The following is a 20,906-nucleotide window of genomic DNA, read 5'->3' as shown; positions in this document are numbered from 1 at the left end:
AATATGAGGAAGAAGAATTTTAAATAACCTTGAAAGTTACTATTTTCTCATGAATTTTCATCTGAAAATTTTAATAAAGGAATAATTAATATTTTTCTAAAAAATGTATTGACTCTTATTATTCTGAGTTCTATAATGAGAATTAATTAAACGACAATTAAATCGATACATTCTTATCCAGAGAGGTGGAGGGACTGGCCCTACGATACCTCAGCAACGGGTTTTTTTAATACCGTGCTAACTCCAGCAAGCCATATAAAGGCTTGGAAGATGAGAAGATGTGAACGAGTACATATAAGTGCTCTCCTTCTTATCTTTATGGTTGATAAGAAGGAGAGCACTTTTTATTTTACCTCGAAAGCTCTACTTCAAGTTTTTACAGCATATAGGAGGGGAAAAAATGATTTCTTTTAACAATGTAAGTAAAGTGTATGAATCAGCTGGGCAATCTGTTCATGCGGTGGAGGATGTAACATTATCAGTTGAGAAAGGCGAAATTTTTGGCATTATTGGTTTTAGTGGCGCTGGAAAGAGTACGTTATTACGCTTAGTAAATATGTTAGAGAGACCGACGGCAGGAACGATTTCAATAGATGATAAAGATATTACATCATTATCGACGAAAGAATTACGTAAACTGAGACAAAGAATTGGAATGATTTTCCAAAGTTTTAATTTATTTAATTCAAGAACAGTATTTGGAAATATTGCTTATCCATTAAAGTTAGCGAAAGTACCAAAGAATGAGATAAAAGAAAGAGTAAATGAATTGCTGAAGTTTGTAGGGTTAGAAGATAAAGTAAACTATTACCCAGAGCAGCTATCAGGTGGACAAAAGCAGCGTGTGGGCATTGCTAGAGCACTTGCGACATCGCCAGATATTCTTATATGTGATGAGGCAACATCAGCCTTAGATCCAGAAACAACGACAGAAATTCTAAACTTATTAAAGAAAGTAAATAGAGAATACAATTTAACAATTCTTCTTATTACACATGAAATGCATGTTGTGAAAGAAATTTGTCACCGTGTAGCTGTAATGGAGAAGGGAAAAGTTATTGAAGAAGGAAAACTGTTTGATGTTTTCACGCAACCAAAAACAAAGACGACTCAAAACTTTGTACGTTCTGTCATTAATGATCATTTACCGGAAAGTGTTCTAGCGAAAATTCAAAATGGTGGTCAAATTTATCGTCTAACATTTACTGGTGAGGAGACAGGACAGCCGGTACTATCATATATCGCAAAAAACTATAACGTCGATGTAAATGTACTGTACGGAAATATTATTGAACTTCAAAATGTGCTATTTGGAAATCTTCTTGTAGAGTTGCAAGGTGAGCAGAGGGAAATTCAAAAAGCATTACAACATCTAAGACTGCAAGTGCAGCTGAAGGAGGTAGAAGCTCATGCGAGTTGATTGGAGTATATTTTGGCCGCGCATACTAGATGCGACGGGGGATACCCTCTTAATGGTAATTGTAACCCTTATATTTGCTACAATTCTTGGTATACCGCTAGGTTTACTTTTATATGTAACGAGAAAAGGAAACTTTTTAGAAAATAAATGGGTCTTTTCTATTCTTAACATCATAATTAATACAATTCGTCCGGTACCATTCATTATCTTTTTAGTAGCGTTAAGTCCACTAACGAGAAGTGTTATCGGAACGACGATTGGAACAGCAGCAGCAATTTTCCCGATGACGTTAGTCGCATCAATTGGTATTGCTAGAATGGTTGAAACAAACCTTGTTTCCGTTCCGAAAGGAGTAATTGAAGCAGCGCAAGCAATGGGCGCTTCGCCAATTAGAATTGTTTTTGAAATCCTTGTACCAGAAGCGTTAGCACCATTAATCTTAGGTGTCACATTTATGACAGTTGGTTTAATTGAATTTTCTGCAGTTGCTGGGCTTGTCGGTGGTGGCGGTCTTGGTGATTTAGCAATGACATATGGTTATCAACGTTTTGATACATCAGTTATGTTCGTAACGGTCGTGTTACTTATTATTCTCGTACAGATAGCTCAAAATTTAGGGAATTACTTTGCGAAAGTCTTGTTACGCAGATCATAAAAAGGAAGAGAGGAAAAGAGAATGAAGAAAATTTTAGCATTTGCATTATCAGCGATTGTAGGAGTCTCAGCATTAAGCGGCTGCTCAAGTGGAGACACGGGTGCAGGAGCGAAAGAAAAAGTAGTTCGCGTCGGTGTAACTGGAACGGATGGAGACGCTTGGGAAATTTTGAAGAAAAAAGCTGAAAAAGAAGGGATTAAGATTAAACTGGTGGAGTTCTCTGATTATACAACTCCAAATAAAGCTTTAGCTGATGGAGATATTGAATTAAACTCATTTCAGCATATTGCTTTCTTAGAGCAATTTAAAAAGGAACATAAGTTAGATATTACAGCTGTTGGTACAACACAAATTGCACCAATGGGTTTATACTCTGAAAAATATAAGAAATCAAATGAAATCCCAGATGGTTCAGAAATTGCAATTCCAAACGATCCAACCAACCAAGCACGTGCATTAAAACTTCTTGATGCAGCTGGATTATTAAAGCTGAAAAAGGATTTTGGTCTATTTGGAGATTCAAGTGGTATTGCTGAAAATCCGAAGAAATTAAAAATTACACCGGTTATCGCACAGCAAACACCTCGTGTGTTAAAAGATGTAGCGGCATCAGTTATTAATAACGGTGTTGCTGGTCAAGCTGGATTAGATCCAGCGAAGGATCCTATTTTCTTAGAAGATCCAAAGAATGAAAATGCGAAGCCTTATATTAATATTTTCGCAGCTCGTAAGAAAGATAAAGATGATCCAACACTGAAAAAAGTAATTGAATTATACCATTCAAAAGAAGTAACAGATGCAATTAAGAAAGAAACAAATGATGGTTCAATTTCAGTAGATCTTTCACTTGAGGAGCTTGAAAAAATCGTAAAATAATGATGGGGTTTAATGGACTAACAGAAGGAACCCCTCCGCTGTTAGTTCGTTCAACATATAAACTTAACAAACAAACCCTAATTCTGTACCTTCCAATTTTGTATAACGTAGAATCCAATGTTTGTTAAGTAGAGTAATGGACCAGGAGTTTTCCTGGTCTTTTTTTATGAATGAAAATAGCTAGCGAACAGTAAGGTAATCCAAATTATAATGGGATAAGAAAATAAGCTGAAAAGGAGTGTAATTACGAATTGCTTTTGATGAATTAAGTGTTTTTGGGATAAAAAAAAGAAAATAGAAAAGAGAGTAATGAAAAATGCTGATATTACGCCGGGGTTATAGGAGCGATAAATGAAAAACAAAATAATATGTTGAACAGAGTTAAAGAAGATGGCCCCTTGTATAAAAATAATCCAGCATATAGAAGACAAGAAGTTAAGTTGATATAGAAAGACGATAAGTAATACAAAGATTGTTAATACGGAAATGGCAATGAAAAATTGTTGGCTAGTTATAAGACGGATTGAAAATTGATTAGCAAGATATTGTGGCATTTGGAAAGCTTCTTCAAGGTTATGAATGAAAAATAATAAGGGAATGATCCAGAGTATAGTAGTGGAATGCTTTTTCATCAACTTACATCACTCCAATAAAGTATAGAAAGCCTAAAAAAGCCCCTCTATACAGAGATAGTTATTCAATTATGATATTTTTTAAATTAACTTCATGATGATCTCGTTCTTTCGGATAAGCAGCTAGCTCCTCTTGCAAAATATTTAATATTTGCTTAGCTGATTGCTGGATTGGATTAGGTAGCTCTTCTAATATATGCATCCCGACTTTTACTTTTGTACGAATTACCCTTCGTAGTAGTTCCTCATGCATGCACTACACCTCCAAACCGAATGTTTAGTATATCTTCTTCAAATTTTGCCCCTTGAATAGAAAGGTGTGTTAACGTTTTTGGCAATGTAATATTTCGTTTCACAGAGCCAGCTCGAATAATTAGCTCATCACCTTTTTGATTTAATGAAAGTTCACTTTTGTTTGAGAAGGGAATAGAAAGAATGAAAATATAATCATCGCCATCTTTTCTTACATATTGTGTGCGGCCGTTAAATTTCACTTCAGTAGGACAATGATCAGTTTTAAATAAAGCATCTCCTACACGCTCTAACATAGGTAAACCAACAACTTCTTGTTCAAACATTGGAGCTTCGTAAATAGGAAGTGGATCAAAACTATTTTGAATTAATGTTTTATATTTCTTTTGCGTATCTTTCCATGCTTGAAAATAAGGATCGGTGACGGTGTTAGGGATGACGCGATTAATCATAATGGCATCTACGTTATAATCGTATAAATTTAAATAAGTAAAGCTACGCTGAGCTTCTTTAATGACCATTTTTTCAGGATTTACAACGATGCGGATACTTGTTACTTCTCGGTTTGATAAAATATCTCTCATTTCTCCGAGCTGTTCAAGTGTATTTGTTAATTCGTCCATAATATCATCGGTTGGAAGAGGGACACCAAGGAGTGGTTGAGCTACAGGACGAACGACTTTTAAAACTTTTCTTTTAATAGGAAACAATTTTTCCATCCACCAGCCGAGCATGTCTGGAAAGCTTAGCATTGCTAATGTTTCTCCTGTTGGAGCACAATCAATAATGATAACATCATATGTGTTTTGTTTATAATAATCGAGTACGCGAAGTAAGCTAATTAAATCTTCCATACCAGGAAACATCGTTAATTCTTCTGTTGTAATATCATCGGCTGCTTTGGAAGTGAAGAGTAGTGTAATATATTTCTGTAATTTTCCCCATCCTTTTTCCATCTCATAAATCGTATTAATTTCTTGTGCCCACAAATTTTCACGAATTTCTAATGGCTCAGAAGATAGCTTTATACCAAATGAATCTCCTAAACTATGAGCGGGATCTGTACTCATGACTAAAGTTTTTAATCCTTGTTTTGCGCTTTGAATTGCTGTTGCTGCTGAAATGCTAGTTTTTCCTACGCCGCCTTTACCTGTATACAAAATAATTCTCATCATTCATATCTCCTTTGTTTCGAATATCGAATATTACGAGTGTCGAAGTAAATGATTGAATAAAAACCCAGATAGGGTTTTATTCAATCGGAATGTTTTTCATTTTAGGTGTAGAAACTTTTTCTTCTGTTTTTTGCTGTGACGTAGCAATGTGATTCATAATCTTTTGGAAGATTTGTAGTAAGAATGCTTTTTCTTCTTCTGACAATGCTTCTGTCACTAAGCTAAAGTAGTGGGCTGCATTTTGTTTTACTTCTTGAACGAGCATTACGCCGTTTTCTGTTAACCGAATTAATACAATACGTCGGTCGTTTTCATCACGGTAGCGCTCAATATATCCCTTTTTTACAAGGCGATTTACAACGCCCGTCGTTGTACTCATCGGTATATCAAGAAGGTCAGCAATTTTCGTCATTGTAATATCTGTATTTCGTTCCATCCAAAGTAAACAAAATACTTCTGTTTTAGAAAGTGTTAAATCTAGGGTTACCCATTCTTCAGGATAGAAAAGTTTCTTGGCGTTATCTAGCAGTAAGTCTAAAAAATGTTCATATTGCAACAATTAATTCCACTCCCGTATATTTCGAGGTTCGTAATATTTATTTTTATTTTATGTAGAATAGAAAAAATTGTCAATGATTTTAATTATTTTTTCAGATTAGACAGAAAACTTTCTTTAAAATAGTATTCTTTTATGATAGATTTATAAATATAAAACTAGAATTTACATAAAAATCCATCATGGTAAATATACTTATCTATAATGGGTATACAGCTAACGAGGGGGAGAACGATGAGAAGACGTAATACGCAAGCGTTCACGTTTTTAGCATGGACTTCATTTGTTTGTGCGCTTTCAGGTATGCTAATTGGGATTTATACGTTAGATGAAACGCTTAGTGTAAAAGGATACTATTTAATTGGAACATTATTTTTAACGATGTCTTGTTTTGTATTACAAAAAACAATTCGTGATAATGAAGAAGATAACGAGAGATTTCCGAAAAATAAACCGTTAGATAAAGAGTAAATTGTAAAGAAAGGCATTTGCCTTTCTTTTTTTATGTAAAAATGGCGTAAGTACTCTGTGTTGACTTGCTTGAAGTACTGAAAATTTGGTATCATCAATAGTATTGTAGATTGAACGATATATTATGGAGGTGGCCTAGCCGTGTCAAGAATTTCCGTTGAGAATGTAAAGCACGTAGCACATTTAGCACGTCTTGCAATTACTGATCAAGAAGCAGAAAAATTTCAAAAACAACTAGATGCAATTGTTACATTTGCAGAACAGTTAAATGAATTAGATACAACAGATGTAAAACCAACAACTCATGTATTAACTATGAAAAATGTTATGCGTGAAGATGTACCAGAAAAAGGTTTACCAGTCGAAGAAGTATTAAAAAATGCACCGGATCACAAAGATAATCAAATCCGTGTTCCAGCAGTATTAGAATAGAGGAGGGGAATTTCGATGTCATTATTTGATCATTCAGTATCAGAGTTACATAAGAAGTTAAACAACAAAGAAATTTCCGTTACGGATTTAGTAGAAGAATCTTACAAACGTATTGCGGATGTTGAAGATAACGTAAAAGCCTTTCTTACATTAGATGAAGAAAATGCACGCGCAAAAGCGAAAGAATTAGATGCAAAAATCGGCGCTGAAGATAATGGTTTATTATTCGGTATGCCAATTGGTGTAAAAGATAACATTGTAACTAACGGTCTTCGTACAACTTGTGCAAGCAAAATATTAGCAAACTTCGATCCAATTTATGATGCGACAGTTGTGCAAAAGCTAAAAGCTGCTGACACAATTACAATCGGTAAATTAAACATGGACGAGTTCGCAATGGGTTCTTCAAATGAAAACTCAGGATTCTACGCTACGAAAAACCCATGGAACTTAGATTACGTTCCAGGCGGATCTAGTGGTGGTTCTGCAGCAGCTGTAGCAGCAGGAGAAGTACTATTCTCTCTAGGTTCTGATACGGGTGGTTCTATCCGTCAGCCAGCTGCATATTGCGGTGTTGTAGGTTTAAAACCAACTTACGGACGCGTATCTCGTTACGGATTAGTAGCATTCGCATCTTCACTTGACCAAATCGGACCGATTACACGTACAGTAGAAGACAATGCATACTTATTACAAGCTATTTCAGGTATTGACCGCATGGATGCAACTTCTGCAAACGTTGAAGTTGGAAACTATTTAGCTGGTTTAACAGGCGATGTTAAAGGTTTACGCATTGCTGTACCGAAAGAATACTTAGGCGAAGGTGTTGGCGAAGAAGCTCGTGAGTCAGTACTAGCTGCTTTAAAAGTATTAGAAGGTATGGGCGCAACTTGGGAGGAAGTATCTCTTCCACACTCTAAATACGCTCTAGCAACGTATTACTTACTATCTTCTTCTGAAGCATCTGCTAACCTTTCACGCTTTGATGGCGTGCGTTACGGTGTTCGTTCTGATAATGTAAATAACTTATTAGATCTTTACAAAAACACACGTAGTGAAGGTTTCGGTGATGAAGTTAAACGTCGTATTATGCTTGGTACATTTGCTCTTAGCTCTGGTTACTATGATGCATATTACAAAAAAGCACAACAAGTACGTACATTAATTAAGAACGACTTTGAAAATGTATTTGCTAACTATGATGTTATTATTGGACCAACAACACCAACTCCGGCATTTAAAGTGGGAGAAAAAGTTGACGATCCAATGACAATGTATGCAAATGACATTTTAACAATCCCAGTAAACTTAGCGGGTGTTCCAGCGATTTCAGTTCCATGTGGATTCGGTGCTAACAACATGCCACTTGGTCTACAAATCATTGGTAAACACTTCGATGAAGCGACAATTTACCGCGTTGCACATGCGTTTGAGCAAGCAACAGACTATCATACAAAAAAAGCAAGTCTGTAAGGAGGCGAGCATAGATGAATTTAGAAACAATTATTGGTTTAGAGGTTCACGTTGAGTTAAAAACAAATTCGAAAATTTTCTCTGCGAGTCCAACAGAATTCGGAGCGGAGCCAAATACACAAACAAGTGTAATTGACTTAGGATACCCAGGGGTACTTCCTACTTTAAATAAAGAAGCAGTTAACTTTGCGATGAAAGCTGCAATGGCATTAAACTGTGAAATCGCAACGGAAACGAAGTTTGACCGTAAAAACTATTTCTATCCAGATAACCCGAAAGCTTACCAAATCTCTCAATTTGATAAGCCAATTGGTGAAAATGGTTGGATTGAAATCGAAGTAGACGGTAAAAAGAAGCGTATCGGTATTACACGTCTTCATTTAGAAGAAGATGCTGGTAAATCAACGCATACAGCTGATGGTTCATTAGTAGACTACAACCGTCAAGGTATGCCTTTAATCGAGATCGTATCTGAGCCAGATATGCGTACGCCAGAAGAAGCATATGCATACTTAGAGAAGTTAAAATCAATCATTCAATACACTGGTGTATCTGATTGTAAGATGGAAGAAGGTTCCTTACGTTGTGATGCGAACATTTCTCTTCGTCCAGTTGGACAAGAGAAGTTCGGTACAAAAGCGGAACTGAAAAACTTAAACTCATTCACTTACGTACAAAAAGGTCTTGAGCACGAGCAAGTGCGCCAAGAAAAAGAACTGTTATCTGGTGGTATCATCCAACAAGAAACACGTCGTTATGATGAAGCAACGAAGAAAACAATCTTAATGCGTGTGAAAGAAGGATCTGACGATTACCGTTACTTCCCGGAGCCAGACTTAGTTGAACTTTACATTGATGATGAGTGGAAAGAAGCAGTTCGAGCTTCTATTCCAGAACTTCCAGATGCACGTAAAGCTCGCTACGTTGCAGAACTAGGCTTACCAGCTTATGATGCACACGTGTTAACATTAACGAAAGAGATGTCTGATTTCTTTGAAGCAACTGTTGCAGACGGTGCTGATGCGAAATTAACATCGAACTGGTTAATGGGTGAAGTACTTGCATACTTAAACAAACAACAAAAAGAATTAAAAGACGTTGCATTAACGCCTGCTGGTTTATCTAAAATGGTTCAATTAATTGAAAAAGGTACAATTTCTTCTAAAATCGCGAAGAAAGTATTTAATGAATTAATTGAAAAAGGTGGAGACCCAGAAGAAATCGTTAAAGCGAAAGGTCTTGTTCAAATTTCTGACGAGGGTACACTTCGTAAAGTTGTAACAGAAATTCTTGATAATAATGAGCAATCTATCGAAGACTTTAAAAACGGTAAAGACCGTGCAATTGGCTTCTTAGTTGGTCAAATTATGAAAGCTACAAAAGGACAAGCAAATCCACCGCTTGTTAACAAAATCTTACTTGAAGAGATTAATAAGCGATAATAGTAGTAACTTTTAAAGATTAAGCAGAAAAACACCCGTACATGGGTGTTTTTCTAGGTTAATCAAACGTTTGTTTAAATGAGACAAAATCGTTTAAACAAACGTTTGATTAACTGTCAAAAGTGGAAAAATGTTTGTATAGCAACTATGGTATGATAGTTGCAAAAAGGTGGGAATAATGATAAATCTAAACATAGAGGTTTTTTTTCATCTCATGAAATAATAGATAGTTATTATTCGTTATATGTAAATTTTTATGGAAGAATGGATAGAAATAAAGTGAAACTTTAATCAGTGAGAGGTTCATCCAACACTGATTATTAGCCCTCACCAATCGGGCATTTACTGCCCGCAAATAGCGGGATAAATTTTGGAGTCAAATAAAAAACCATTGAAATGAATATTTACTTTTGATGGACTACACGAATCGGGTTCTTACTGCCTGTTTGAGCGGGATAAAAGAAGGATAGCAAGATGAGAGGAGGTAGGCATGGGAATACTGAACAGAAGTTCAGTATGTTCTTTTTCGATACATAAAGAAATTTCCTGTGCTAATAAATGATGAAGCGAGCAAGAATTATTTATAATCCTACTTCTGGGCGTGAGCTATTTAAGAAGAGCTTACCAGAAGTATTACAAAAATTAGAACAAGCTGGCTATGAGACATCTTGTCATGCGACAACGGGTCCTGGAGACGCTACTGTGGCGGCGAGGCAAGCTGCGGATCGTAAGTTTGATGTTGTTATTGCGGCTGGTGGCGACGGTACGTTAAATGAAGTAGTAAACGGTTTAGTTGGGCATGAATTCCGTCCGAAATTTGGAATTATTCCAGTTGGAACGACAAATGACTTTGCACGTGCAATTGGTGTACCTCGTTCTATTGAAGAGGCAGCAGATATTATTTGCGAAGGAAAAACAGTGCCATTAGACCTTGGTAGAGCGAACGATACATATTTTATTAACATCGCTGGTGGCGGTCGTATTACAGAATTAACATACGAAGTACCGAGTAAGTTAAAGACAGTATTAGGGCAGCTTGCTTATTACCTAAAAGGTATCGAGATGTTACCATCATTGCATCCGACATATGTTGAAATTGAGTATGATGGAAAGTTACTACAAGAAGAAATTACGATGTTTTTAATTACGAATACTCGTTCAGTAGGTGGATTTGAAAAGGTAGCACCGTATGCATCTATTAACGATGGGTTATTTGACCTATTAGTACTGAAAAAAGGTTCTATCGCTGATTTAATTAAAGCAGCAACACAAGCACAACGTGGTGAACATATTAATAATCCAAAAGTGTTATATACACAAGCGAACCGAATTAAAGTACATTCACCAGATAAACTAATGATTAATTTAGATGGTGAGTATGGTGGAGATGCACCGATGGAATTCGAAAATATATATCATTGTTTAGAACTATTTGTTCCTGAACATCAAGAGGATGCCCTGTAAAGGCATCCTTTTTTACTTTGTTAAAATGAATTGTAAATTGGGAGTTAGTTTGATTTTTATGGTATTTTTACAATTCTTTTATTTTACATCCATACTTTATTGATACACTGGAAGAGATAAGAAATGAGAGGTAGGGTGCTATGGAGAAGGTAAAGGCGATATTATTTGATAAAGATGGGACATTAATGGATTTTCATTCAATATGGATAAAAGTAGCTGAAGAACTTGTAGCTGAATGTATAAGTTTATATCATTTACCAAGTACAATGCGGCAGACCTTATTAGAAGAGATTGGTGTAGAGGGAGCATTTGTTAATCCAAGGAGTGCAATAGCTGCTGGAACAAGCCTTGATGTAGCGAAGGGGCTTTGTAATTATATTGAGTCTGCTAGAGAAGAAGAGATGCATCAGTGGGTAAGTGAGAAGTTATTTTCCCTTATGTATGAGCATCGTTCGCATATGAAAATGACAGCAGACTTACCGAAAGTGTTACAGGCATTAAAAGATAAAGGATTTATATTAGGGGTTGTCACGGCGGATGATTTCGCACCAACAGAATTATTTTTAAAACAATATAAGTTGGAGAACTTTTTTGATTATATTATAGCCTCGGATACATTCCCTGCGCAAAAACCAGATAAAAAGATTATAGAAGTGTTTTGTGAGAAATTTAATTTAGAATCATGTGAGGTTGCGGTTGTTGGAGATACGCCAACTGATTTACATTTAGCTAAAAATGGCGATTGCTATGCAATTGGGGTGCTATCTGGTACAGGAGACCGTCCAACATTAGAACCACTTGCTGATTTAGTGTTAGATTCTGTTGGAGAGTTTATTTCTCAATCGGGTGAGTTTTTCTGGGAGAAAGAAAAGTCTAATGTGTAAGGAAAATAAGTCTATAAAGACTCTTAATGAGTCTTTATAGACTTATTTTTTATGCCTGGATACAAAGAATATAGGATAAATGCTAGAAAAGAAAGTTGGCATATATTTTGCAATAAAAAGAGAAAACAATGTAAAGAAAAGGATGGGGTACGCAATGAACACAAAAAAATTTGCTAAAGTAAATGAACAAATTCCAGGACCGAAAGCGGCATCTTTATTAGAACGCCGTCAAAATATAGTACCAAAAGGAGTAAGTAACGGCATCCCAACGTTTGTACAATCTGCCAATGGTGCTCTTGTAACAGATGTTGATGGCAATCAGTACATTGATTTTGCAGGAGCAATCGGGACAATTAACGTAGGGCATTGTCATCCAACGGTTAAAGAAGCGCTCCATAAACAAGTCGATCAATACATTCATACTGGATTTAACGTCATGATGTATGAGCCATATATTGAATTAGCAGAAAAGCTTGCGGCATTGGCACCAGGAAGTTTCGATAAGCAAGTCCTGTTTTTAAATAGTGGTGCAGAAGCAGTTGAGAACGCGGTGAAAATCGCTCGTAAATATACGAAGAGACCTGGTATTATCGCATTTTCTAAAGGTTTCCACGGGCGTACATTAATGACAATGACGATGACAAGTAAAGTGAAGCCATATAAATTTGGGTTTGGTCCCTTTGCTCCAGAAGTATATAAAGCGCCATTTCCATACGAATACCGTCGCCCAGAGGGATTAACGGAAGAGCAGTATGATGATTTTATTATTGAAGAGTTTAAGAACTTCTTCATATCGGAAGTAGCACCAGAAACAATTGCAGCTGTTGTAATGGAACCTGTTCAAGGGGAAGGTGGATTTATCGTCCCAAGTAAGAAATTTGTTCAAGAAGTACGCCGCATTTGTTCAGAGAACGGCATCTTATTTGTAGCGGATGAAATACAAACAGGCTTTAGTCGTACAGGAAAATATTTTGCAATTGATCACTATGATGTCGTTCCAGATTTAATTACAGTGTCTAAATCATTAGGTGCTGGTGTACCGATAAGTGGTGTCATTGGACGTAAAGAAATTATGAATGAGTCTGCACCAGGTGAACTTGGTGGAACGTATGCAGGAAGTCCATTAGGATGTGCGGCTGCATTAGCTGTTCTCGATGTAATAGAAAATGAGAAATTAAATGATAGAGCGATAGAATTAGGAAAAGTCGTAATGAATCGATTCGAAGAGATGAAAAATAAATATCATTGCATCGGTGATGTGCGTGGGTTAGGCGCAATGTGTGCATTTGAGGTCGTTCAAGATCGTAAGACGAAAGCACCTGACAAAACGTTAACGGCTAATCTATGTGCAGAAGCAAATAAGCGTGGGTTACTGTTATTATCAGCAGGGACATATGGAAATGTTATCCGTGTGTTAATGCCTTTAGTTATTACAGATGAGCAACTTGAAGAAGGTTTAACAATAATTGAAGAATCATTGCAAGCTTGTTATGAGCAAACAAACATCGCTCGCGTTTAAAAACTGAAGTATAAATAGCAAACATTCTAGCTGACTCTATATTAAATGCAGAAAATTCACTTTATAATAAAGGTAGTGAAGTGGATCGATGGATTTGAAGTTAGGGGTGGCTAGGATGGTTGCAGAAAAGGAACGAGTGTTAATGGATTTAAAAGATGTATTTGAATATGCGTTTGACGAAATTTTTGTTACAGATGAGCAAGGGATCGTTGTACGTGTAAATAGTACATGTGAAAGGCACTACCAACTAGCTGCAGAAGAGTTAGTTGGTAAGCATGTAAAAGAACTACAAAAGGATGGAATCTTTTATCCATCAGCGACATTAGAAGTGATTGAAAAAAAGAGGCCAATTGAACTCGTTCAAACTACAAAATCAGGAGAGTATTTACACGTTCGTACAAGGCCTGTTTTTGATGATGAGGGAAATTTAAGAAGAGTGATTAGTTATTCTCGCGACCTTACTGAACTCTATCAATTACGTCAAAAGGTAGAGGAAATGGATAATCAGCTAAAAACATATAAAAAAGAATTAAGAGAAACATATGAGCATGAAGGACTTATTTTTAAAAGTCTAGCTATGCAAAAAATAGTCGATACAATCAAAAAAGTATCTGTAGTGGATAGTACTGTTCTCGTTTTAGGCGAGACTGGAGTAGGAAAAAGTCGATTAGTACGCCATTTACATGAAGTGAGTCACCGTAAGCATGAAAGTTTCTATGAAATTAATTGTGCGGCATTACCAACTAATTTAATTGAATCGGAGCTTTTTGGATATTCAGGTGGATCTTTTACAGGTGCGAATCGTGAAGGGAAAAAGGGACTATTAGAATCCGCGCATAAAGGAACTCTTTTTTTAGATGAAATCGGTGAAATGCCGCTTGAAATTCAAGCGAAGCTTTTGCAAGTATTGCAAGAAAAAACATTTCGTCCTATAGGCGGAAGAGAATTAAAAAAAGTAGATGTTCGAATTGTGGCGGCAACAAATAGAGATTTAAGCGAGATGGTGAAACAAGGAACATTTCGGAAAGATTTATACTATCGTTTGAATGTCATTCCAATTGCAATTCCCCCGCTTAGGGAAAGAACAGAAGATATTTTGCCGCTTATTTATCATTACTTGCAGCACTTTAATAAAAAGTACGGACGTGATGTGAAACTGGCGCCGAGTACGTTACAAATGTTTGTTGGATATCCGTGGGAAGGGAACAATAGAGAAATAGAGAATGTAATTGAGAGAATTGTTATTACTGTTGATGATGTTGTAACGGTAGAGGATTTGCCACTCTCTATGCAAGAGGCTGCAGTTGAACAATCGGGGCAAAGCCTTTATAAAATGCTGGAAGAGGTAGAGAGAAATATAATTCTTAAAGCGTATAAAACGTATGGATCAAGTTATAAAGTGGCTGAGTTTTTGCAAATTAGTCAATCTGCTGCTACTAGAAAAATTAAGAAGTTCATAGAGGAGGAAGAAAACATTGGATAAAAAGGCGACTTTCGTAAGTATAGATAAAAAGGCGATGTATATAAATGGTGAGTGGATTACACTACAAGAACAAATTGAAGTAAATAATCCTGCGACGAAGGAAATATTTGCAACTGTACCAAAAGGCGGAGTAACAGAGGCAAAGCAAGCTGTTGATGCTGCACATGAAGCTTTTAAAACGTGGTCTAAGTTAACGGCAGCAGATCGTGCAACGAAGTTAAAAAAGTGGTTTACGCTTATTGATGAAAATAAAGAAGAGATCGCAGCGATTATGACGAAGGAACAAGGGAAGCCGTTTGCAGAAGCGCTTGGTGAAGTAAATTATGCAAACAGTTTTGTTGAATGGTATGCAGAAGAGGGGAAACGCGTATATGGTGAAATGATTCCTGCTGCTCATCCGAATAAGCGCATTTTAGTTATGAAGCAACCAGTTGGCGTTATGGCAGCTATTACACCTTGGAACTTCCCAGCTGCTATGATTACGAGAAAGGTAGCCCCAGCGCTTGCAGCAGGCTGTACAGCCGTTGTGAAACCGGCAAGTCAAACGCCATTAACTGCATTGAAATTAGCTGAATTAGCCCATGAAGCAGATATTCCAAAGGGCGTAATCAATATCATAACAGGTAGTGCAAAAGCAATTGCTGATACATGGATGGAAGATGGTCGCGTTCGAAAAGTGTCCTTTACAGGGTCAACGGAAATCGGGAAAGAGTTAATGGCTAGTGCGGCGCAAACGATGAAAAAAGTTTCGCTTGAGTTAGGGGGACACGCTCCGTTTATCGTAATGAATGATGCAGATTTAGATAAAGCAGTAGAAGCGGTGATTGGTTCGAAATTCCGTAATGCAGGACAAACGTGTATATGTACAAACCGAGTATTCGTTCAAGAAGAAGTATACGAAGTATTTGTAGAGAAGTTCCAAAAGGCAGTAGGGCAGTTGAAAGTAGGAGACGGTTTCGGTGACGGAACGACTGTCGGGCCACTTATTGATGAGAATGCAGTTTCAAAAGTACAAGAACATATTGAAGATGCTATTCAAAAAGGTGGAACAGTTTTATATGGTGGTCAAAAGGTCGCAGAGTTAGAGGGACATTTCATTCAACCGACTGTAATTGGGTTGGCAAATGATACGATGCTTTGTATGAATGAAGAAACATTTGGGCCAGTGGCACCAGTTGCGAAATTTAAAACAGTTGATGAAGTAATCGAACGTGCAAACAATACACCATACGGTTTAGCTGCGTATATTTTCACGAAAGACATTAGCCAAGCATTCCAAATTAGTGAAGCGTTAGAGTACGGTATTATCGGTCTAAACGATGGTCTTCCATCAGTTGCACAAGCACCATTTGGTGGATTTAAAGAAAGTGGTATCGGTCGTGAAGGAGGCCATTTCGGCATCGAGGAATATTTAGAAATTAAATATATTTCATTGGGATTATAAGTAGTATACTAGAATCTCTATAAGGTAACAGAGAAGGAGATTCTAGTATGGTATATTGGCTATTATTACTTGTTACAATTATTTTTGAAGTAGCTGGAACAATTGCGATGAAACTATCAAATGGTTTAACAAAGCTCGTTCCAAGTGTACTGATTTTCGTGTTTTATGGGATTTGTTTCAGCGTGTTTGCCATCGTTGTGAAAAAGATTCATTTAAGTATTGCTTATGCTATTTGGTCTGGCGTTGGAACATTACTTATTACAATCATCAGTGTGTACTTTTTTAAAGAGCATATTAGTTTATTTCAAGCATTTTGTATTCTTTTTATTGTTTTGGGTGTCATTGGGCTTAAGGTTTCATCGGCATCATGAAAGCTATCTTTTGTAGAAGATAGCTTTTTTCTATTTGTGCAGTTAACAATTAATACGACAAAATATGACAAGAAAGAGTAAAGCGTTTTGTTATGATACATATGAAATATTGTCTTATGTGGAGGAAAGAGTATGTTAAAAAAGGTAAGTCAAATTGTTTTAATTTTTGGCATAGCTTTTAGTTTAAGTGCTTGCACTGAGACTAAAGATAGTAATGAAAGTAAACAAGAAGATGTTCAAGATAAAGTGTATAAAATAGGGGAGACAGTAGACGTAGATGGTTTGCAAGTAACTATCGATTCAGTTAAATTAGGATATCCGGATTATGATGAGAATAAAAAGAAAGAGGAGATTTTGGGGATTATTTTCAAAGTAGAAAATAATAGTAAAAAGGAAATACCTTTTGCATTTTATGAATTTGAGATTACCGATAAGAAAGGTACAAGATTTAAAGAATATAATAACCCTGATAGCTTTATTAGTAAAAAGTTAGCACCAGATGAAAAAATTCAAGATATCATGCTATTTGACGTAGCGAAAGAAAATACGTATATCGCTACGTATAGACCGGAGTTTACGCATGAAAATAGAACGATAAAATTTGAATTGAGACCAAATAAATAAAGAAACACATTGGATTATCCAATGTGTTTCTTTATGGTAATAAATTTAAAACGCCCAGTTACCTTTACGGAAGATAGGCTCATGTCTGCCATCAGCAGTAATACCGTCAATATCAAGCTCAGCTGATCCAATCATGAAGTCGTTGTGTGTGATACTAGCGTTTGCGCCGTTTTCAGCAAGTTCTTCTTTAGACATTGTTTTTCCGCCAACTAAGTTAAATGCATAAGCATTTCCGATTGCAAGGTGGCAAGATGCATTTTCGTCAAATAGTGTATTGTAGAATAAAACATTTGTGTTTGAAATTGGTGAGTCATGAGGTACTAAAGCTACTTCTCCTAAGAAGTGAGAACCTTCATCTGTTTCTACTAAATGTTTTAAAGCTTCTTCACCAGCTTCAGCTTTATAGTCTACGATACGCCCGTTTTCAAATGTTAACGTGAAATTATCAATAATATTACCTGCAAATACTAACGGTTTTGTACTAGAAACTTGGCCGTTTACACCTGTTTTAAGTGGCATTGTAAATACTTCTTCAGTTGGAATATTAGCCATAAATGGTACGTTCTTTTCATTTAAGCTACCAGCACCAGCCCATACATGTTTTTCTGGAAGTTCGATTGTTAAATCTGTTCCAGGACCTGTATAGTGAAGAGCTTTATAATGCTTTTCGTTTAAGTAATCCACTTTTGTATGTAATGTTTCATCATGTTCTTTCCATGCTTCTACAGGATTTTCTAAATCAGCACGAGTAGCTTTGAAAATAGCATCCCATAACTTTGCTTCTTGTTCTTCTGGCGCTACGTCAGGGAATACTTTCGCAGCCCATTCTTTCGTAGGAACAGAAATGACACACCAACTTACTTTATCTGCTTGTACGTAATCACGGTATACTTTCATTGCTTCTCCAGCTACTTTATGAGCTGTTGCAATACGCGATGCTTCTACACCTTTTAATAAATCAGGGTTTTCTGCATAGATAGACATAAATGCAGCGCCTTCTTTTGCTAATTCTTCACGAGCATGTGCTTTCCAAGATGGAAATTCAGCGAAAGCTTCTTCAGGAGCTAGATCGAACTTTAAGCGTGTTAACGTCTCATCATTCCAATCTACATATACGTGTTTTGCACCAGATTTATATGCTTTTTCTGTAACGAGGCGTACAAATTGTACAGCTTCAAGAGGTGCACTAATTGATAAAGTTTGTCCAGGTTGAATATTAACACCAACATTAACTGCAAGAGCAGCATATTTTTCTAACGTTTGTTCAAATGACATATGTATAATCTCCTTTAATTTGAAAGATTTCTTACTATATATAATACAAGAAAATTCTAAAAATATATATAAATATAAAGTAAAAAGAGAGCTCAAAATGTATTGAGCTCTTACATTTACTTAATTGAGGAAGCAAACTGCTCTACAGTCGTTGTATGGTGTATACGAACGCGCTTCATCTTTAACAATTCATCAGGTTCACCCTTCGTAATGAATTGCCCAGGCTTTGTCGTCGTCGCAAATTGATAATACTTCTTCGTTTCTGTAACAACCTTATCATCTACATGACCGAATGGATAAGCAATCGCGATAACAGGCTTACCTGTTATTTTTTCTAGTTTTTCTTTTGAACCTTTTAACTCTTCCTCATAGTTTGTAATTTTCGGTAAGTCTGCATGTGTTGCAGTATGAGATTGCACCGAGAAAATGCCGGAATCAACCATTTCTTTTATTTCAGAAGTAGACAATGCTCCTTCTACATCAACGTTATCAACAATCATATATTCTGTTGCTGCCGGTTTAAAAGTATCATCTTTTAGCTTTTGTAAAACGCGAAATGCATTCATATTATTTTTCATACCGTCATCAAATGTAACGAAAATCGGCTTATTTACTTTATTTATATCACCCCAGCGTTCAAACGTTAAAAGCGTATAACCATTGTCCTTTAAATGTTTCATTTGTGCTTCAAAGTTAGCTGGTGATACGAATAAGTCTTTAATACCTTGACCATGATAATCATCAATTGCGTGATACATAAGAACAGGAACCTTTTGTTCGAAAGTAATAGTAGATTTCGTAAGCGGGATTGTTTTCCCATCTTCTTTCATTCCTATTGCTTCAATTTGGAACTCACCGCGTTTTCCTTCAAATTCCTTTATATCAAAAGGAAGTGTGAATTGTTTCTCTTTTTCTTTAGAAGAAAAAGATTTAGCACGTTCCTTTCCATCAGCTGTGCGCCAAATTTTATATTGTACTTCATTTAAAGAATCTTTTAAGTCTGTAATATGAATACTTGTGTTTGTAGATTCGTGTGTGATGGGAGTATAAGAAATTTTACCTTGTTCTTGTAGAGTCTCTTTTTGTATAGCTACTTCTTGAACCTTTTTCTCTTTTTTAGGTTCTTGGCTTACATTGCTAGTATTGCAGCCTGCTAGAATGGCAGACGTACATAAAGCAATTGCTGCGTATTTTCTCATAAAAATCACCTTCTATTGTGTAGTATGTTGCATATTGACATTAAAATCCCCACCGCTATAAGAGTGGTGGGGATATACCCTTGTTCATCATATCATTTGAAGAAAATGAGGGGAATATGATTTTTAGGAGGCTATTAAGGTAATAGATTAGTGACTTTGAATAGATGTATTTTTTTGTTTCTTATTAGAATTAATAATAATATAACCGACTACAAAGATAAGAGGAATAATGAAGACATAGATAGGCATTCCCCATACATAATAGCTTTTCAGCGTTAAGACTAGTAAATGTAAGAAATCGAAAATTGCGTGGGCTTTCATAATATCCTCCAATGGTTTTTTGAAAATTATAACATTTTTAACTTATTATTTGTATAATTTGGAAAGTGATTTAAGCTAATTTTAAAGTAAGAAGAATACATATTAATATGCAATTTTGCATAAGGATATGTATTTTATTAAAATATAAAGATTTTATACTATAATGAAAACCGCTATAAAACTAAGTAAGAATAATGTATGGAGTGGAGAATAGAAATGAAATATAAAAAAATAATATATATCTTTTTTATATCGCTATTTATAGTTGGTTGTCAAAGTGAAGTGAGTAAAGCGAATAGCGTGGAAGAGTATATTCCATCGCATCTTATGAATGCGGAAGTGACGGCGGATATTATGACACTAGAATTTCCTTATGAGATAAAAGAGAAATTAGAGAAAATCGGAAATAAAATGAGCAATAGTATTACAAATAATTTAGATTGGTATTTGAAGTATGCCGAAGAAGAAATTATACCGAAAAAAACGTTTCCTTATCATCAAAACTTAGGTATTACAAAAGAAGAATATGATTTTATGATAGATAAAATGGATAATGCAGAATATATAAATACCAAAGACGGAAAACTCTTTTTTAAAAAGAAAGATCATGAAATTCAAATTCTCTCTGATGAAAATTTGAAGCTAATTAAAAATATTCGAATTGATACAGAGAAGAATACAATTAAAACTCCTTTGGGAGAATGCGAATATGAAGGTGAAATAAAGGCGTCGGATGAACAAAAAGCTACTGGTCCATGGAGTGGGAAGATGTGGACTTTAAAAAGCGATGGATTACTTTATCATTTTTCATTAGGAAAGTTAAAAAACATAAACAAATCTATCATTTACATTTCAATAAAAGGTATATATAAAGATAGGATTATTAATACAGAAGAAGCAGTTGAATTTCACTCGGTTTCATAAAGAATCAAAAAAAT

Annotated in this window: 22 protein-coding genes and 1 riboswitch; of the genes, 15 read left to right on the top strand and 7 right to left on the bottom strand. The window is 35.7% G+C overall.

From position 1 onward, the window contains the following. Positions 1–170: 170 nt before the first annotated feature. Positions 171–277: riboswitch (SAM riboswitch) on the top strand. 123 nt (positions 278–400) lie between these two features. The 3 genes from MR112_RS25500 to MR112_RS25490 are packed head-to-tail and all read left to right on the top strand — an operon-like array spanning position 401 to position 2,951. Next, positions 401–1,420 carry a methionine ABC transporter ATP-binding protein gene (locus MR112_RS25500; protein ID WP_048567412.1) on the top strand — a complete coding sequence of 340 codons (1,020 nt, stop codon included), beginning with the start codon at positions 401–403 and terminating at the stop codon, positions 1,418–1,420. Beyond that, entirely contained in the window at positions 1,410–2,075 is a 666-nt protein-coding gene (locus MR112_RS25495; protein WP_001261865.1) for a methionine ABC transporter permease, read from the top strand. Before MR112_RS25500 ends, MR112_RS25495 begins: the two co-directional genes overlap by 11 nt. A 21-nt stretch (positions 2,076–2,096) precedes the next feature. Continuing rightward, positions 2,097–2,951, top strand: a complete 855-nt coding sequence (locus MR112_RS25490; protein ID WP_242245616.1) for a MetQ/NlpA family ABC transporter substrate-binding protein — start codon at positions 2,097–2,099, stop codon at positions 2,949–2,951. 164 nt (positions 2,952–3,115) lie between these two features. Here MR112_RS25490 and MR112_RS25485 read toward each other — a convergent pair whose 3' ends face one another. The 4 genes from MR112_RS25485 to MR112_RS25470 form a co-directional block, all read right to left on the bottom strand. Continuing rightward, positions 3,116–3,583: an HXXEE domain-containing protein gene (locus tag MR112_RS25485; protein ID WP_140158213.1), complete on the bottom strand. Its 468-nt coding sequence runs from the start codon at positions 3,581–3,583 to the stop codon at positions 3,116–3,118. A 61-nt stretch (positions 3,584–3,644) separates the two neighbouring features. Next, entirely contained in the window at positions 3,645–3,836 is a 192-nt protein-coding gene (locus tag MR112_RS25480) for a DUF3926 domain-containing protein (protein WP_000544106.1), read from the bottom strand. Further along, positions 3,829–5,010 (bottom strand): ArsA family ATPase, encoded by a 1,182-nt coding sequence (locus MR112_RS25475; RefSeq protein ID WP_002182396.1) that lies wholly within the window; start codon positions 5,008–5,010, stop codon positions 3,829–3,831. Before MR112_RS25475 ends, MR112_RS25480 begins: the two co-directional genes overlap by 8 nt. 76 nt (positions 5,011–5,086) lie before the next feature. Further along, a complete protein-coding gene (locus MR112_RS25470; RefSeq protein WP_086403555.1) occupies positions 5,087–5,569 on the bottom strand; it encodes a MarR family winged helix-turn-helix transcriptional regulator in 483 nt (160 codons plus the stop codon). A gap of 231 nt (positions 5,570–5,800) precedes the next feature. Here MR112_RS25470 and MR112_RS25465 point away from each other — a divergent pair, with 231 nt between their 5' ends. The 11 genes from MR112_RS25465 to MR112_RS25415 all read left to right on the top strand — a co-directional run bounded on the left by MR112_RS25465 (position 5,801) and on the right by MR112_RS25415 (position 17,173). Further along, a complete protein-coding gene (locus MR112_RS25465) occupies positions 5,801–6,037 on the top strand; it encodes a YiaA/YiaB family inner membrane protein (protein ID WP_001254393.1) in 237 nt (78 codons plus the stop codon). Between the two features lie 141 nt (positions 6,038–6,178). Beyond that, positions 6,179–6,469, top strand: a complete 291-nt coding sequence (gatC, locus tag MR112_RS25460; protein ID WP_000086999.1) for an Asp-tRNA(Asn)/Glu-tRNA(Gln) amidotransferase subunit GatC — start codon at positions 6,179–6,181, stop codon at positions 6,467–6,469. Between the two features lie 15 nt (positions 6,470–6,484). Beyond that, a complete protein-coding gene (gene gatA / locus MR112_RS25455; protein ID WP_000051433.1) occupies positions 6,485–7,942 on the top strand; it encodes an Asp-tRNA(Asn)/Glu-tRNA(Gln) amidotransferase subunit GatA in 1,458 nt (485 codons plus the stop codon). 14 nt (positions 7,943–7,956) lie between these two features. Next, positions 7,957–9,384, top strand: a complete 1,428-nt coding sequence (gatB, locus tag MR112_RS25450) for an Asp-tRNA(Asn)/Glu-tRNA(Gln) amidotransferase subunit GatB (protein ID WP_001047685.1) — start codon at positions 7,957–7,959, stop codon at positions 9,382–9,384. 558 nt (positions 9,385–9,942) lie between these two features. Further along, the gene (locus MR112_RS25445; protein WP_000977679.1) at positions 9,943–10,848 is read left to right on the top strand and encodes a diacylglycerol kinase; all 906 of its coding nucleotides are present in this window, start codon (positions 9,943–9,945) and stop codon (positions 10,846–10,848) included. 140 nt (positions 10,849–10,988) lie between these two features. Beyond that, positions 10,989–11,732 (top strand): HAD family hydrolase, encoded by a 744-nt coding sequence (locus tag MR112_RS25440; protein ID WP_000416672.1) that lies wholly within the window; start codon positions 10,989–10,991, stop codon positions 11,730–11,732. A 154-nt stretch (positions 11,733–11,886) separates the two neighbouring features. Further along, on the top strand, positions 11,887–13,251 hold the full coding sequence (gene gabT, locus MR112_RS25435; protein ID WP_001093019.1) for a 4-aminobutyrate--2-oxoglutarate transaminase: 1,365 nt from the start codon (positions 11,887–11,889) through the stop codon (positions 13,249–13,251). A 115-nt stretch (positions 13,252–13,366) separates the two neighbouring features. Beyond that, positions 13,367–14,734 carry a sigma-54 interaction domain-containing protein gene (locus tag MR112_RS25430; RefSeq protein WP_000225136.1) on the top strand — a complete coding sequence of 456 codons (1,368 nt, stop codon included), beginning with the start codon at positions 13,367–13,369 and terminating at the stop codon, positions 14,732–14,734. After that, the gene (gene gabD, locus MR112_RS25425; protein ID WP_000358132.1) at positions 14,727–16,178 is read left to right on the top strand and encodes an NADP-dependent succinate-semialdehyde dehydrogenase; all 1,452 of its coding nucleotides are present in this window, start codon (positions 14,727–14,729) and stop codon (positions 16,176–16,178) included. Before MR112_RS25430 ends, gabD begins: the two co-directional genes overlap by 8 nt. A gap of 47 nt (positions 16,179–16,225) precedes the next feature. Beyond that, complete coding sequence (locus MR112_RS25420; protein WP_000263262.1) at positions 16,226–16,549, top strand: DMT family transporter; 324 nt, start codon at positions 16,226–16,228, stop codon at positions 16,547–16,549. Between the two features lie 132 nt (positions 16,550–16,681). Next, positions 16,682–17,173 (top strand): DUF4352 domain-containing protein, encoded by a 492-nt coding sequence (locus MR112_RS25415; RefSeq protein ID WP_000915110.1) that lies wholly within the window; start codon positions 16,682–16,684, stop codon positions 17,171–17,173. Between the two features lie 45 nt (positions 17,174–17,218). Here the strand turns inward: MR112_RS25415 and MR112_RS25410 are convergent, their stop codons facing one another. From MR112_RS25410 to MR112_RS25400, 3 genes are all read right to left on the bottom strand, one after another. Beyond that, positions 17,219–18,448: an aminopeptidase gene (locus MR112_RS25410; protein ID WP_000007349.1), complete on the bottom strand. Its 1,230-nt coding sequence runs from the start codon at positions 18,446–18,448 to the stop codon at positions 17,219–17,221. Positions 18,449–18,564: 116 nt separating this feature from the next. After that, the gene (locus tag MR112_RS25405; RefSeq protein WP_016125351.1) at positions 18,565–19,647 is read right to left on the bottom strand and encodes a polysaccharide deacetylase family protein; all 1,083 of its coding nucleotides are present in this window, start codon (positions 19,645–19,647) and stop codon (positions 18,565–18,567) included. A 147-nt stretch (positions 19,648–19,794) separates the two neighbouring features. Beyond that, positions 19,795–19,968: a hypothetical protein gene (locus MR112_RS25400; protein WP_000643592.1), complete on the bottom strand. Its 174-nt coding sequence runs from the start codon at positions 19,966–19,968 to the stop codon at positions 19,795–19,797. A 216-nt stretch (positions 19,969–20,184) separates the two neighbouring features. On the opposite strand from MR112_RS25400, the gene MR112_RS25395 reads away from it, so the two are divergent. Beyond that, complete coding sequence (locus MR112_RS25395) at positions 20,185–20,892, top strand: hypothetical protein (protein ID WP_078404135.1); 708 nt, start codon at positions 20,185–20,187, stop codon at positions 20,890–20,892. Positions 20,893–20,906: the final 14 nt, after the last annotated feature.

Origin of the sequence: Bacillus cereus group sp. BfR-BA-01330 (assembly GCF_022663885.1) — a bacterium.
GTDB lineage: Bacteria > Bacillota > Bacilli > Bacillales > Bacillaceae_G > Bacillus_A > Bacillus_A cereus.
The sequence above is the reverse complement of the archived record's forward strand: the minus strand, read 5'-3'. Positions and strand labels throughout refer to the sequence as shown.

Excerpts from the sequence above, each read along its gene's own strand:
- gatA (WP_000051433.1), top strand. The coding sequence starts at position 6,485 with ATGTCATTATTTGATCATTCAGTATCAGAGTTACATAAGAAGTTAAAC.
- MR112_RS25445 (WP_000977679.1), top strand. The coding sequence starts at position 9,943 with ATGATGAAGCGAGCAAGAATTATTTATAATCCTACTTCTGGGCGTGAG.
- MR112_RS25475 (WP_002182396.1), bottom strand. The coding sequence starts at position 5,010 with ATGATGAGAATTATTTTGTATACAGGTAAAGGCGGCGTAGGAAAAACT.
- MR112_RS25430 (WP_000225136.1), top strand. The coding sequence starts at position 13,367 with ATGGTTGCAGAAAAGGAACGAGTGTTAATGGATTTAAAAGATGTATTT.
- MR112_RS25410 (WP_000007349.1), bottom strand. The coding sequence starts at position 18,448 with ATGTCATTTGAACAAACGTTAGAAAAATATGCTGCTCTTGCAGTTAAT.
- gabT (WP_001093019.1), top strand. The coding sequence starts at position 11,887 with ATGAACACAAAAAAATTTGCTAAAGTAAATGAACAAATTCCAGGACCG.
- MR112_RS25465 (WP_001254393.1), top strand. The coding sequence starts at position 5,801 with ATGAGAAGACGTAATACGCAAGCGTTCACGTTTTTAGCATGGACTTCA.
- MR112_RS25490 (WP_242245616.1), top strand. The coding sequence starts at position 2,097 with ATGAAGAAAATTTTAGCATTTGCATTATCAGCGATTGTAGGAGTCTCA.
- MR112_RS25480 (WP_000544106.1), bottom strand. The coding sequence starts at position 3,836 with ATGCATGAGGAACTACTACGAAGGGTAATTCGTACAAAAGTAAAAGTC.
- gatB (WP_001047685.1), top strand. The coding sequence starts at position 7,957 with ATGAATTTAGAAACAATTATTGGTTTAGAGGTTCACGTTGAGTTAAAA.
- MR112_RS25420 (WP_000263262.1), top strand. The coding sequence starts at position 16,226 with ATGGTATATTGGCTATTATTACTTGTTACAATTATTTTTGAAGTAGCT.
- MR112_RS25395 (WP_078404135.1), top strand. The coding sequence starts at position 20,185 with ATGAAATATAAAAAAATAATATATATCTTTTTTATATCGCTATTTATA.
- MR112_RS25415 (WP_000915110.1), top strand. The coding sequence starts at position 16,682 with ATGTTAAAAAAGGTAAGTCAAATTGTTTTAATTTTTGGCATAGCTTTT.
- MR112_RS25495 (WP_001261865.1), top strand. The coding sequence starts at position 1,410 with ATGCGAGTTGATTGGAGTATATTTTGGCCGCGCATACTAGATGCGACG.
- MR112_RS25500 (WP_048567412.1), top strand. The coding sequence starts at position 401 with ATGATTTCTTTTAACAATGTAAGTAAAGTGTATGAATCAGCTGGGCAA.
- MR112_RS25405 (WP_016125351.1), bottom strand. The coding sequence starts at position 19,647 with ATGAGAAAATACGCAGCAATTGCTTTATGTACGTCTGCCATTCTAGCA.
- MR112_RS25400 (WP_000643592.1), bottom strand. The coding sequence starts at position 19,968 with ATGAAAGCCCACGCAATTTTCGATTTCTTACATTTACTAGTCTTAACG.
- MR112_RS25440 (WP_000416672.1), top strand. The coding sequence starts at position 10,989 with ATGGAGAAGGTAAAGGCGATATTATTTGATAAAGATGGGACATTAATG.
- MR112_RS25485 (WP_140158213.1), bottom strand. The coding sequence starts at position 3,583 with ATGAAAAAGCATTCCACTACTATACTCTGGATCATTCCCTTATTATTT.